Here is a 12717-nt window from a genome sequence, read left to right as displayed (position 1 = left end):
AATGCGAAATAAATGGCTATTGCGGCGCTCCGGCCGGATTTACGGCGGCAGTCGGGGAACCCGAAGCGCGGCAAAAACGTTGTGCACAACGGGTTCTTATGTTCCGCGGATCGACGCGGCAGAAAGAGCCATTATGGCAGGGGGTAATCCGCAATGGGGTCCGTGATGAAAATGGCTTCTTTTTCCATGAATGTCGTCTGTGCCGCTTTTTTCGCAACGGCGCTGCCGGCGCTGTCGCAGGAACCGGCTCCGACCCCGCAATATAACGTCGTCACCGACGCGGTGCTGTTCGACGGCGGCCCCTCGCTTGGCAACAGCGACAAGGTGCGTTGGGATTTTTACAAGGCCGACCGAACCGGCGCACGCACCGAGACCAATGCCGGCGGTTCCTATGACGCCACCTTCGAAGCAAAACTGCCGGCCGGCAGATATGTCGGCGTGGCGGCACTCGGCAATGTGACCCGCGACGTGCCCTTCGAGGTGAAGGACGGAAGCATCGCGCGGCCAAAGGTGAGTTTCGACGCGGCGGAACTGACTGTCTTGCCGAAGCGCAGCGCGGGCGGCGATGTGGAACCACAGGCGAAAACCGAAATTACCAAGGGCGATTTCAAGGACAGCGTCTATGGGCAGAATACGGTCTTCGTGCCGGCCGGCGAAATCACCCTCACCGGCAGCATAGGCCCGGCGCGAGCGCAGGAAACCCTTGCCATCAAGGCCGGCGAAAAGATCAGCCACGAGTTGGTCATTCCGAGCGGCGTTGTCGTCGCCAAGGCGGTTTATGCGCAGGGCGGCAGGGCTGTCGAAACGGACGACATCCGTTTCGAGGCGATGTCGGCCAAGGAAACACTGGATGGCACGCGCCAGACCATCAGCGGCGTTTACGGCACCGGCAAGATGATGGAAATGCCCGCGGGGGATTTCGTGATGCGCGCCCGTCTCGGCAAGGTGACGGCGGAACAGCCATTCACGGTAACCGCCGGACAACGCTCGGAAATTACCCTCAATCTCGATGCTGGCGTTCTTGCCATCACCGCCCCCGGCGCGGAACGGATCGATATCGTTGAAACGACCAAGGACCTTCAGGGCACGCAGAAGGAGATTTCCGGCCGCTACGGCACGAAACATCAGGAAACCCTGCATCCCGGCGATTATTCGGTGAAGGTAAGCTACGACAAGAAGTCCGGCCGCGACCCGAAGGAGATCACGGCGACCGTGAAGGCGGCGGAGCGGACCGAGACGACTGTGGCGGAGTAATTGCCACGGGGCGGTTGTTCCTTGTTCCCTGCTCCCTCTCCCCTCATTTCTGTGCTTGTCACAGGAATCCAGCCAGCCCAAGTCCTTGGCTGAAAGGAGTCTCCCCGTCGCGCGGACGCGCGCCGGCCCTCATCCCTGTGACAAGCACAGGGATGAGGGCCGGCGGAATTTAGAACATCACAATTTCCGGCCGGACGGCCCATATTTGGGCCTGAGCATCGGATGGCTGGAAAGACGCGTCGCATCCCTCGGCGCCACCTGTAACGGCGTGCCGATTTTCACGCCGGCAAATCCCGAGGCCGCGATGCGGTCGCACAGCCTGATCCACTGGCAGCCGCGACAGGCCTGCCGGATGTCTCCAGCGGCGAAAGCCACGCGCATCTTGGAGAGAAAATCCGGCGTTACCCGCAGACTTTTGCCGGCGATCAGGGTTTCGCCCAAAAGCGCCGAAACCGACAGACGGGCCGTCTCGTCCCGCTGCACAATACCGTCGTTGAAACAGTGGGCATGGCTTTCGCAGAGCAGGCCTTCGCAGATGTCGTCCGCCCCCTCCACCAATTCGATATCTTCGCCCGCATTCAGCCGGGCGGCGAGGCGGTCGTAATTTTCCACGAAGCCGGATGTGTAGCCCTTGCCGATATAGGTCAGCATACAGAGAAGGTGGTGGGGCCGCAGGCGGACGGTCACGGGCCCGCCCTATCCAACAATGGCGAAGGCGTCACGCACCGAGCCGGACGAGGTGCGGATCGCCTTGCGGCCGATCCATTGCACATGTCCATCGAGAATGCGCACCGCCTCCTCGGCACGGCTGCCACGAAGCGCATCCAGGATTGCGCGGTGATCGGTATCGGTGCGGCGTTCCCAGCCGGCCCGCCATGCGGAGAACAGGAAACGGGCGCTCGCCGCATGCAACCCGTCGATGGCCTCCATCAGGCGCGGCATGTTGCAGGGCGCGGTGATGAGGCGGTGGAAACGACGATTGGCCTCCTCCCAATGCTGAACATCGACGGCGCTATCGCCTTCAAGGGTGGCCGCTTCCGCCTGATCGAGAATGGCAGGGGTCATGTTGGGAATAGCGTGACGCAGCGCCAGCACCTCAAGGGCTGCGCGCATTTCCGCAACCTCGCGCACATCGTCGAGCCCGAAATCCGCGACCCGCACACCCCGGCGCGGAATGCTGGCGGCCAGCCCCTGCGCTTCCAGCCGGCGGAAGGCCTCGCGCACCGGCACATGCGAAGCGCCGAATTCGGCGGCAATATGATCCTGCCGCAGACGTTCGCCCGGCGACAGCTCACCACGAACGATGCGCTCGGCCAGAGTGCGGCTGATGCGTGCGGCGATGGTGTCTTCGGGCGTGGTTTTTTCTGGCTTGGGCATACTATCCCTTAACGCAAATGCCGCGGCCCTGTGTAGCGGTTTTTAGGGACGTCAAACCGAATATTCGAAGCCCGGCAGCCGCTAACCCATTCCTCGCCAAGCTATGAGCCCGGCGGGACCGACCCTTGCGGGCGAACCGGTTGAGCTTGGCGCGGACATGGTCTAAAAGCCCGGCATCATTTTCTTCCGAGCAAATCCGATAAAGGGAGCGCCCATGAGCGGCTTCGACCTCATTATTTTCGACTGCGACGGCGTTCTGGTCGATTCCGAAATCATCGCCGCCCAGGTGGAATCCCGCCTTTTGACCGAGGCCGGTTACCCGATCTCCGTCGAGGAAATGGGCGAGCGCTTCGCCGGCATGACCTGGAAGAACATCCTCCTGCAGGTGGAAAGCGAAGCCAGCATTCCGCTCTCCGCATCGCTGCTCGACAAGTCTGAAAAGCTGCTCGACATGCGGCTGGAACGCGACGTGAAGATCATCGAGGGCGTGAAGTTCGCGCTGTCGCGCCTGACGACGCCGCGCTGCATCTGCTCGAACTCCTCGAGCCACCGCCTCGACATGATGCTGACGAAAGTGGGCCTGAAACCCTATTTCGCGCCGCATATCTATTCCGCCAAGGACCTCGGCGCCGACCGCGTGAAGCCGAAGCCGGATATCTTCCTGCATGGCGCGGCGCAATTCGGCGTCTCGCCCGATCGGGTCGTGGTGGTCGAGGATTCCGTGCACGGCATTCACGGCGCGAGAGCCGCCGGCATGCGCGTCATCGGCTTCACCGGCGCATCCCACACCTATCCGAGCCACGCCGACCGGCTGACGGATGCGGGTGCGGAAACGGTGATCTCGCGCATGCAGGACCTGCCGGCCGTGATCGCGGCGATGGCGGAGTGGGAAGGCGCTTTTTGAGTTGTGAGCGCGTCTCTTTCGTGATCTGAATTGCTGCATTGATATTTAAATAAATGTAGCTACATTAATTCATGAAAATCATATGGGACGAGCCCAAGAGGCTCGCCAATATCGAGAAGCACGGCTTCGACTTTGCGGACATCGATGGCTTTGACTGGAATAGCGCCATCATTGAGAAAAGTGTCAACGGACCGGGAAGTGCGCGCTTCAAAGCGGTCGGGTATTTCCGGGACGGGACTATGGCTGTTATTTTTGCGGCTGTCGGAAGCGAAGCGATATCAATCATCAGCTTCCGACGAGCAAGTTCCAAGGAAAGAAGGACGTTGCCATGGCCAAGGTTGCAAAACTGAAAGAATTCAAACCCGGACGCGGCTATACCGAAGCGGACTGGAATGCCGTGGATTTCCCGGAAATGACAGATGAGGAACTCGCAAATGCGCGTCCCGCCAGAGAGGTTCTGCCCGCCGCCTTTTTCGAGGCCGTTGAAGAATACAGAAAATCGCGTGGTCGCCCGACGTTGGATAAGCCGAAGAAGCAGGTGACGCTACGTCTTGATGAGGACGTGCTGGAGCGTTTTCGCGAAGGCGGCAAAGGGTGGCAGAGCCGCATCAATAACGCTTTACGGAAGGCCGCAGGGATCTAAAGGCGCCATTTCAATTTAAGGCCGGAGCCTGCCAAGCAGCCTCCGGCCTCATTTTTCACCCGTCAAATCACCGGCGCTTGGTCTTGGCCTTCGCACCCTGCTCGGCAAATCCGATATAGACGCTGACAGACCGCGGCGCGCCGCCCGGTCCGTTGGGGATGGCGACGTGGTCGTTGTTGAAGATGAACTGCGTGCCCGCTCCGCCTGCCGAAACGTCGATGGCGAAATTGGTCGTTTCGCCGAAAATCTCGCCGTCGCCGTCCTTCACCGTCACGCGGATCGGTACGGTGACGCGGCCGGGCTTGGCCATCGGGCCGGGAACGAGACGGCCCTGCGCCAGGACGTTCACCGTCAGCGTCGATTCATTGGCGGAGCAGGACCGTGTCGTATCTGACAGCGACACCTGATAGGCGAGTTTCTGCGGATCGTCCTTGGCGCCACCGGCGTAAACGCGATGCACGGCATTGGCGTCGAGAACCGTCACCGTCGGGCAGTTGGCCTGCACCACCGGGGTGACGGCATTGGCCTGCGCGGCCGGAGGATTGACGGCAAGCGAGTCCGACGGATTGGAGGAATTACATCCTGCAACAACGGCCAGAAGCGACATCGCGGCGGACAAACGCAAGAAATTCCCTGACACTCTTCTAATTCCCTCTCCATTGTCCCGGAACCGAACCGGAGACGCTGTTTATTGACCTTTCACGCAGGTTGGCGATGGTCTATAGCAGCGACGCCGGAAAAAATCGATTGGCATGTTCGGTTTTGCTTGAATTTTCAAAAAAGCCCTTCATTACCTCGCCAATCGCCTCATTCCGGCGGGATGCTGCTGATAAAGAGCCGGTAACGGCACGGACAGACCGGTTAAGGACAAGGGACTATCTCGTGAAATATGTATCGACCAGGGGTGCGGCCCCTTCGCTTGGTTTCTGCGACGCGCTGCTGGCAGGCCTTGGCCGTGACGGCGGGCTTTACGTGCCGCGCGAGTGGCCTTCCATGTCGAAGAAGGAAATCCGCAACCTGCGCGGAAAATCCTATCAGGACGTCGCCTTCGAGGTTCTCTACCGTTTCACCGGCGGCGAAATTCCGGCCGACAAGTTCAAGGCGATGATCGACGACGCCTATTCGACGTTCCGTCACCCTGCCGTCGTGCCACTGACGCAGACCGGCCCGAACACCTTTGTGCTGGAGCTTTTCCATGGCACCACGCTCGCCTTCAAGGATGTGGCGATGCAGCTTCTCGCCCGCCTGATGGACTATACGCTGACGGAACGCGGCGAGCGCGCCACCATTGTCGGCGCCACGTCCGGCGACACCGGCGGTGCGGCGATCGATGCCTTTGCCGGGCGCGAACGCACCGATATCTTCATCCTTTTCCCGAACGGCAAGGTCTCGCCGGTGCAGCAGCGCCAGATGACGACCTCCACCGCTTCCAACGTGCATGCGCTGGCGATCAACGGCAATTTCGACGATTGCCAGACGCTGGTCAAAGAGATGTTCAACGACGTGAAGTTCCGCGACGGCGTGAAGCTTTCCGGCGTCAACTCCATCAACTGGGCGCGGATCATGGCGCAGGTGGTGTATTACTTCACCGCCTCGCTGTCGCTCGGCGGCCCGGACCGGAAGATTTCCTTCACCGTTCCGACAGGCAATTTCGGCGATATCTTCGCCGGTTACGTCGCCAAGAAGATGGGGCTGCCGATCGACAAGCTGGTCATCGCCACCAATGACAACGACATTCTGGCGCGCACGCTGAAGACCGGCCGTTACGAGATGCGCGGCGTCAAGCCCACCACCTCGCCTTCGATGGATATCCAGATTTCGTCCAACTTCGAACGCCTGCTGTTTGAAGCCTATGACCGCGATTCCGCTGCGGTGACGGCGTCCATGGATGGCCTGAAGCAGTCCGGCGCCTTTGAAATTCCGCCGAAGGCACTGAAATTCATCAAAAAGGATTTCCGCGCCGGCCGCGCCACCGAAAAGCAGGTTGCGGCGACCATTCGCGACACACTTGAAAAGACCGGATACCTGATCGATCCGCATACGGCGACCGGCGTTTTCGTGGCTGAGAAGCACGAAAAAGCGGGAAGCCCGATGGTGGTTCTGTCGACCGCCCACCCGGCTAAATTCCCGGCCGCTGTAAAATCCGCTTGCGCAATCGACCCGGCGCTTCCAGTATGGCTAGCTGACATTATGAACCGGGAGGAGCGTTTCGACATTCTGGACGCAGAGCTGAAAGCCGTGGAAACCTTCATCGGCCAACATGCACGCGCCGGCAAATAGAGACGCGGAAAGACGTTGAGTATGAGAGTTAATGTGACCCGGCTTTCGTCCGGGTTGACCGTTGTAACGGAAAGAATGCCACATCTCGAAAGCGTTGCTCTTGGGGTGTGGATCAAATCCGGGTCCCGCAACGAGACGACTGCCGAGCACGGCATCGCCCATCTTCTCGAACATATGGCCTTCAAGGGTACGGCGCGCCGCACCGCCCGGCAGATCGCCGAAGAGATCGAAAACGTCGGTGGCGAAGTCAACGCCGCAACATCGACGGAAACAACCTCCTATTATGCCCGCGTCCTCAAGGACCATGTTCCTCTCGCGGTCGATATCCTTGCCGATATCCTGACGGAATCGCTGTTCGACGAAGACGAGCTGGAGCGCGAGAAAAACGTCATTCTCCAGGAAATCGGCGCTGCGACCGATACGCCTGACGACGTGATCTTCGACAATTTCTCCGGCGTCGCCTATCGCGACCAGACCATCGGCCGGCCGATCCTCGGCACGCCCGACACCGTGCAATCCTTCACGAGCGGTGAGATAAGGCATTATCTCGCCCGCAATTATACGACGGACCGGATTTTCGTCGTCGCCGCCGGCGCGGTCGATCACGAAAGCTTCGTGAAGCAGGTGGAGGAGCGTTTTGCCTCGCTGCCGCTCGTGCCGGCGGCACCGCCCGTCATGGAAAAGGCGATCTATACCGGCGGGGAAATCCGCGAGACCCGCGACCTGATGGATGCGCAGGTGCTGCTCGGTTTCGAGGGCAAGGCCTATCACGCCCGCGACTTCTATTGTTCGCAGATTCTCGCCAATATTCTCGGCGGCGGTATGTCATCGCGTCTCTTCCAGGAAGTGCGCGAGGCGCGCGGCCTGTGTTATTCCGTTTATGCCTTCCATTGGGGTTTTTCCGATACGGGCATTTTCGGCGTGCATGCGGCGACCGGCGGCAATGACCTGCCGGAACTGATACCCGTCATCGTCGATGAATTGCGCAAGTCTTCGGAGACTATCCATCAGGACGAAATCAACCGCGCCCGCGCACAGATCCGGGCGCAATTGCTGATGGGACAGGAAAGCCCGGCTGCCCGTGCCGGCCAGATTGCCCGGCAGATGATGCTTTACGGCCGCCCCATCCCCAATGAAGAAATGATGACGCGCCTCGAGGACATCACCCGGGAGCGCCTGACCGATCTTGCAGGCCGGCTGTTTTTCGATACAGTTCCGACATTGTCTGCCATTGGCCCGCTGGAACAGCTGCCGCCGCTTTCAGACATCACTGCCGCGCTGTCCGCGCAGCAGCCTGCAAGGATAAAGGCGAACGGATAAACCACTATGAGAGCGGGACTTAAAGGCGAAGACCGCTCATCTTTTTCGCCGTCCCGCTTGCGGATGACGATATCTGCCGCCCAGGGATCGTGAATGCTGCGTTTTCTTTCCCGACATAACGACACGCCGGAACTGCGCAGCGCCGATCATCTCCTCAGACTGCCGCGTTACAGCGATTTCAAGCAATGGCATGTGCTACGCTCGGAAAGCCGGCAGTTTCTTCAGCCCTGGGAGCCAACCTGGCGCCCGGATGAGCTGACCGAAGGCGCCTTCCGCATGCGCGTGGTGCGCAACGGCCAGGAATTTTCCTCCGGCACCGCCGTCTCGTTTCTGCTGTTCGAAAAAGAAACCCTGCTCGTCGGCGGCATCACCATCGGTTACATCCGCCGGGGCGCCGCACAAAGCTGCATGATCGGCTACTGGACAGGCGAACGGCACGCGGCACGAGGCCATATGTCTGCCGCATTAAAATTGGTAATACCCTACATCTTTAACGGACTTCAGTTGCACCGTATCGAGGCAGCCTGTATTCCGGAAAACTTCAAAAGCATCCGGCTTCTCGAAAATGCCGGGTTCCAGCGGGAAGGCCTCTTGCGGGAATATCTGAAAATCAATGGCCAATGGCGGGATCATATGATGTTTTCCCTTCTTGCCGACAAGCAAAGCTCCGGCGGAACGAAGTACGATACATGACCTACAATCACACTGCGCCGTGCCTGTCGAAACGTCTGGCGGCAATCGCACTGGCTGTGCCGTTTTTCCTGCTTTTCGTGCTTTTTGCCTCTCATTCCTACGCTTTCGAACCGGTGAAGATTTCCCGTGACGACACGGCGCTCGATCTCACCGCAACGACCGATATCTATGCCAATCAGGGCGAAGCCTTTCAGGTCTCGACCGCACCCGGCCCTGACGGCATCCGCCGCCGTATCGAAGTGCGCGCCAGTTCCGAAGACCATCAGGGTGACTGGGCTGTCTTTGCGCTCGCCAACGTCTCCGAGGAGCAGCTGGAGCGCGTGATCGTCGCGCCGCATTTCCGTCTCGTCAATTCCAAGCTGTTCTGGCCCGATCTCGGCTCGCAGCGCATCATCGCCATCACCCCGAGCGAAGGCTTCGCGCTCGACCGGCAGCCGAGCCCGGATGCAGACGTGTTCCGCATCACGCTCAATCCCGGCTCCGTCATCACCTTCGTCGCCGAGCTTTCCACGCCGCAGCTGCCGCAGATCTATCTCTGGGAACCGGAAGCCTACAAGGACACGATCAACGCCTTCACGCTCTATCGCGGCATCGTGCTCGGCATTGCCGGCCTGCTGGCCGTGCTTTTGACCATCCTTTTCGTGGTCAAGGGCACCTCTGTCCTGCCAGCCTCGGCAGCGCTCGCCTGGGCGGTGCTCGCTTATATCTGCGTCGATTTCGGTTTCCTCGAAAAACTCATCACCGTCACCTCAAGCGATCAACGAATATGGCGGGCGGGCGCCGAAGTGGCGCTCGCCTCCAGCTTCGTGGTCTTCCTCTTCACCTATCTCAACCTGAACCGATGGCACGCGCATCTGGGTTATGCGACCTTTGCCTGGGTGGTGGGTCTGGCGCTGCTGTTCGGCGTGGCGATCTACGATCCTTCGGTCGCCTCCGGTATCGCCCGCGTCTCCTTTGCGCTGACGGCGACGGCCGGTATCGCGCTTATCATCTATCTCGGCTTCAACCGTTACGACCGGGCGATTTTGCTCGTGCCCTCCTGGGCGCTGATCCTCGTCTGGCTGTTCGGCAGCTGGCTGACGGTGACGGGACAATTGGACAACGACATCGTGCAGCCCGCACTTGGCGGCGGGCTGGTGCTGATCGTGCTGCTGATTGGCTTCACCGTCATTCAGCATGCCTTTGCCGGCAGCGCCTATCAGCAGGGCCTGTTCTCCGATCTCGAGCGGCAGTCGCTGGCGCTGACGGGCAGCGGCGATACCGTGTGGGACTGGGATGTGACGCGTGACCGCATCGTCACCACACCTGATATTTCCAACCGGCTGGGGCTGGAACCCGGCACCATGCATGGCGCGGCCCGTAACTGGCTGCCACGTCTGCATCCGGACGACCGCGACCGGTTCAAGGCGACGCTCGACGTGCTGCTCGATCACCGCAAAGGCCGCCTCAACCACGAATTCCGCATTCGCGCCGAAGACGGCCATTTCCATTGGCTGCAAATCCGCGCCCGTCCGGTGCTTGGCTCCAACGGCGAAATCATCCGCTGCGTCGGCACCATCACCGATATCACCGAACAGAAAAATTCGGTCGAGCGGCTGTTGCAGGATGCGATGAACGACAATCTGACCGGGCTTCCGAACCGTCAGGTCTTCCTCGACCGCCTGCAATCGATTCTCAACCTCTCTCCCGACAGCGAGGGCGTGCGCCCGACTGTGATGGCGATCGATATCGACCGTTACAAGCTGGTCAATGACACACTCGGCATTGCTGCCGGTGACAATATTCTGATTGCGCTCACCCGGCGCCTGCGTCGCCTGCTGAAACCGCAGGATACGCTGGCGCGTCTCGGTGGTGATGAATTCGGCCTGATCCTGACCTCCGAGCGCGATCCGCAGCGGGTTGCCGATTTCGCCGATGCGGTGAACAAGGCGATCATGGTGCCGATCAATTTCGCCAATCGCGAAATCATCCTCACCGCCTCCATCGGTCTCGTCTCTTGGATCGACCAGCAGGAAAGTGCGGCCGGACTGCTGAGCGACGCCGAACTGGCCATGTATCGCGCCAAGCGCGCCGGCGGCAACCGCGTCGAGCCGTTCCGCCCCGCTTTCCGCACCTCCGGCACCGACCGTTTGCAGATGGAAAGCGACCTCCGCCGCGCCATCGAGCGCAAGGAGCTGTCCCTCGCCTATCAGCCGATCGTCAAGCTTGACGATGGCGCGCTGGCCGGTTTTGAAGCGCTGATGCGCTGGGAACATCCCAAGCGCGGCAATATTCCGCCGAGCGAATTCATTCCGATTGCGGAGGCTTCCGGCCTGATTGAGCCTCTCGGCATGTTTGCACTGGAGCGTGCGGCGACCGACCTGATGGACTGGCAGCATGCCATCGACAAGATGCCGATCTTCATTTCTGTCAATATTTCCAGCGCGCAATTGCTGAACAACGAATTGTACAACGACGTGCGCGGCATGCTGACCCGCACCCGCTGCAATCCGCAACAGCTGAAGCTGGAACTGACCGAATCCGTCGTGATGGAAAACCCGGAACAGGCGCGGCTGGTGCTTTCCAAACTCAAGGAAACGGGCCTCAGCCTCGCCATGGATGATTTTGGCACCGGCTATTCGTCGCTCGCCTATCTCACCCGCTTCCCCTTCGACACGATCAAGCTCGACAAGGCGCTAGTGGCCAATACCAGCGACAAGCGCAATGTGCTCCTGCGCTCGGTCATCGCCATGGCGCGCGCGCTCGATATGCAGGTGGTGGCGGAAGGCATCGAAACGCCCGAGGATGCGGCGGAACTGGCGCGCATGAACTGCCATTTCGGCCAGAGCTTCATGTTCGGCACCCCGGTTTCCGGCGATGCGGCGCTGAAGCTCCTGCGCGAGCGGTTCCAGCCGACGAAGCGGGCGTCTTGAGCGAAGGGGTGCAGTGATGTGTCTGCCCTAGACGAGTGCGACGTCATCCTCGGGCTCGTCCCGAGGATCTAATCACGCATCGTAAAATGACCATTGGCAGATCCTCGGGACAAGCCCGAGGATGGCGGAGGAGAGATTATTCCTTCTCCTCAAAAGTCTTGGATTTCGTGCCAAACGGTCACTGACTCATCGCCATCTGCGGCGCATCAACCGCCACGTTCCCATGCAGGAGGTCGTGAACGAACTCCATCTTCGCCACCACCGGCGGCGCCAGCACGAAGGGATAAAGGTCCGCCTCCCCCATGCTGCGCTGGATGGAATTGATGGCAACGCTGAGCGGAATCCAGGCCTTGACCAGCTGTGCGGCACTGCGGGCCCTATAGGGATCGAAGGTCACCTCCGCCGCCATTTCCTCGTGTCCGTCGGGGTCTATCGCCACACCGAAGGCGCGCGCCGTCTCCAGCGTATCGACGATATGCAGATAATGGGCGAAGCATTCGGCGAAATCTTCCCACGGATGGACCGAGGCATAGGAGCTGATGAAATTCTCCTGCCAGTCTGGTCGCGGCCCGCCCTCGTAATTGCGCTGCAGGGCGGCGGCGTAATCCTCGCGCTCGTCGCCGAAAACGGCGCGGCAGGCTTCCAGCCGGTTCGCGTCGCGCACCAGCTTGTTCCAGATAAAATGCCCGACCTCATGGCGGAAATGGCCGAGCATGGTGCGATAGGGCTCATTCATATTGGCGCGTACCTGTTCGCGCGTCGCATCATCGGCCTCTGCGGCGCGAATGGCGATCAGGCCTTCGTCGTGACCGGTCATGGCGGGAATGATGGAGCCATCGGGTGCCACCTCATCCACCAGAAAGTCAAAAACGAGACCGCCGGCGGGATCAGCATCACGGTTGGGGTGCGGCAGGCCAAGCTTCAGGATCGAATAAAACAGATGCCGCTGGGCTTGGCTGATGCCGCGCCACTGCTCGATCCCCTCTTCCGTTGCAATGTCTGGCACCAGGCGATTATGGCTACAGGCCGGGCAAAAGGCGCTGGCGCTTTCCGCCGGCACCGACCAGTTGCAGATATCGTTCACCTCATTGGCGCAGAACCGCACCTGCCTATCCGGCTCCGCGATGATCTGCCAGTTCGGTTCACCCGCAGGTGCGAGCGCTTCCATGGACAGCCGTTCCGGCACGAATGCCAGACGGTGGCCGCAGGCGACACAGAAGCGATTGTCGAAATGAACAGGTTGGCCGCAGGACGCGCAGGAGAAAAGCTTCACGGGTGACACCCTTGCAATGGTCGGAGGAGGAAAGGCAGACATAAGATACCGGCATGACGAA

12 protein-coding genes are annotated in these 12717 nt (G+C 60.4%); 8 read left to right on the top strand and 4 right to left on the bottom strand.

All coding sequences use genetic code 11. The features are described from left to right. Window positions 1-153: 153 nt before the first annotated feature. Window positions 154-1254 (top strand): hypothetical protein, encoded by a 1101-nt coding sequence (locus GSF67_RS02555; RefSeq protein ID WP_006309844.1) that lies wholly within the window; start codon window positions 154-156, stop codon window positions 1252-1254. 177 nt (window positions 1255-1431) lie between these two features. On the opposite strand, the gene GSF67_RS02550 is transcribed toward GSF67_RS02555, so the two are convergent. Then, on the bottom strand, window positions 1432-1905 hold the full coding sequence (locus GSF67_RS02550) for a DUF1284 domain-containing protein (RefSeq protein WP_006309843.1): 474 nt from the start codon (window positions 1903-1905) through the stop codon (window positions 1432-1434). 45 nt (window positions 1906-1950) lie between these two features. Beyond that, window positions 1951-2631 (bottom strand): GntR family transcriptional regulator, encoded by a 681-nt coding sequence (locus GSF67_RS02545; RefSeq protein WP_006309842.1) that lies wholly within the window; start codon window positions 2629-2631, stop codon window positions 1951-1953. Window positions 2632-2845: 214 nt separating this feature from the next. Between GSF67_RS02545 and GSF67_RS02540 the strand changes: the two genes are divergently transcribed. From GSF67_RS02540 to GSF67_RS02530, 3 genes are all read left to right on the top strand, one after another. Further along, window positions 2846-3535, top strand: a complete 690-nt coding sequence (locus tag GSF67_RS02540) for an HAD family hydrolase (RefSeq protein ID WP_003520496.1) — start codon at window positions 2846-2848, stop codon at window positions 3533-3535. Window positions 3536-3606: 71 nt separating this feature from the next. Continuing rightward, the gene (locus GSF67_RS02535; protein ID WP_006309841.1) at window positions 3607-3885 is read left to right on the top strand and encodes a BrnT family toxin; all 279 of its coding nucleotides are present in this window, start codon (window positions 3607-3609) and stop codon (window positions 3883-3885) included. Beyond that, window positions 3864-4178 (top strand): BrnA antitoxin family protein, encoded by a 315-nt coding sequence (locus GSF67_RS02530; RefSeq protein WP_006309840.1) that lies wholly within the window; start codon window positions 3864-3866, stop codon window positions 4176-4178. Before GSF67_RS02535 ends, GSF67_RS02530 begins: the two co-directional genes overlap by 22 nt. Window positions 4179-4245: 67 nt before the next feature. Here the strand turns inward: GSF67_RS02530 and GSF67_RS02525 are convergent, their stop codons facing one another. Further along, complete coding sequence (locus GSF67_RS02525; protein ID WP_035214495.1) at window positions 4246-4785, bottom strand: PilZ domain-containing protein; 540 nt, start codon at window positions 4783-4785, stop codon at window positions 4246-4248. Window positions 4786-5060: 275 nt separating this feature from the next. Between GSF67_RS02525 and thrC the strand changes: the two genes are divergently transcribed. The 4 genes from thrC to GSF67_RS02505 all read left to right on the top strand — a co-directional run bounded on the left by thrC (window position 5061) and on the right by GSF67_RS02505 (window position 11383). Then, window positions 5061-6458 (top strand): threonine synthase, encoded by a 1398-nt coding sequence (gene thrC, locus GSF67_RS02520; RefSeq protein ID WP_035214485.1) that lies wholly within the window; start codon window positions 5061-5063, stop codon window positions 6456-6458. Between the two features lie 21 nt (window positions 6459-6479). Further along, window positions 6480-7778 carry a pitrilysin family protein gene (locus GSF67_RS02515; protein WP_010971146.1) on the top strand — a complete coding sequence of 433 codons (1299 nt, stop codon included), beginning with the start codon at window positions 6480-6482 and terminating at the stop codon, window positions 7776-7778. 93 nt (window positions 7779-7871) lie between these two features. Further along, entirely contained in the window at window positions 7872-8471 is a 600-nt protein-coding gene (locus GSF67_RS02510) for a GNAT family N-acetyltransferase (RefSeq protein ID WP_006309836.1), read from the top strand. After that, window positions 8468-11383, top strand: a complete 2916-nt coding sequence (locus GSF67_RS02505; RefSeq protein WP_006309835.1) for an EAL domain-containing protein — start codon at window positions 8468-8470, stop codon at window positions 11381-11383. The genes GSF67_RS02510 and GSF67_RS02505 overlap by 4 nt, the downstream gene beginning before the upstream one ends. A 178-nt stretch (window positions 11384-11561) precedes the next feature. On the opposite strand, the gene GSF67_RS02500 is transcribed toward GSF67_RS02505, so the two are convergent. Then, window positions 11562-12656, bottom strand: coding sequence for a putative zinc-binding metallopeptidase (locus GSF67_RS02500; RefSeq protein WP_006309834.1), 1095 nt, complete (start codon window positions 12654-12656; stop codon window positions 11562-11564). Between the last annotated feature and the right edge of the window lie 61 nt (window positions 12657-12717).

This window comes from Agrobacterium sp. CGMCC 11546, assembly GCF_013365515.1.
Taxonomy (GTDB): domain Bacteria; phylum Pseudomonadota; class Alphaproteobacteria; order Rhizobiales; family Rhizobiaceae; genus Agrobacterium; species Agrobacterium fabrum.
The sequence above is the reverse complement of the archived record's forward strand: the minus strand, read 5'-3'. Positions and strand labels throughout refer to the sequence as shown.

Coding starts and splice junctions, on each gene's coding strand:
- GSF67_RS02555 (WP_006309844.1), top strand. CDS start 154: ATGGGGTCCGTGATGAAAATGGCTTCTTTTTCCATGAATGTCGTCTGT.
- GSF67_RS02550 (WP_006309843.1), bottom strand. CDS start 1,905: ATGCTGACCTATATCGGCAAGGGCTACACATCCGGCTTCGTGGAAAAT.
- GSF67_RS02545 (WP_006309842.1), bottom strand. CDS start 2,631: ATGCCCAAGCCAGAAAAAACCACGCCCGAAGACACCATCGCCGCACGC.
- GSF67_RS02540 (WP_003520496.1), top strand. CDS start 2,846: ATGAGCGGCTTCGACCTCATTATTTTCGACTGCGACGGCGTTCTGGTC.
- GSF67_RS02535 (WP_006309841.1), top strand. CDS start 3,607: ATGAAAATCATATGGGACGAGCCCAAGAGGCTCGCCAATATCGAGAAG.
- GSF67_RS02530 (WP_006309840.1), top strand. CDS start 3,864: ATGGCCAAGGTTGCAAAACTGAAAGAATTCAAACCCGGACGCGGCTAT.
- GSF67_RS02525 (WP_035214495.1), bottom strand. CDS start 4,785: ATGTCGCTTCTGGCCGTTGTTGCAGGATGTAATTCCTCCAATCCGTCG.
- GSF67_RS02515 (WP_010971146.1), top strand. CDS start 6,480: ATGAGAGTTAATGTGACCCGGCTTTCGTCCGGGTTGACCGTTGTAACG.
- GSF67_RS02510 (WP_006309836.1), top strand. CDS start 7,872: ATGCTGCGTTTTCTTTCCCGACATAACGACACGCCGGAACTGCGCAGC.
- GSF67_RS02505 (WP_006309835.1), top strand. CDS start 8,468: ATGACCTACAATCACACTGCGCCGTGCCTGTCGAAACGTCTGGCGGCA.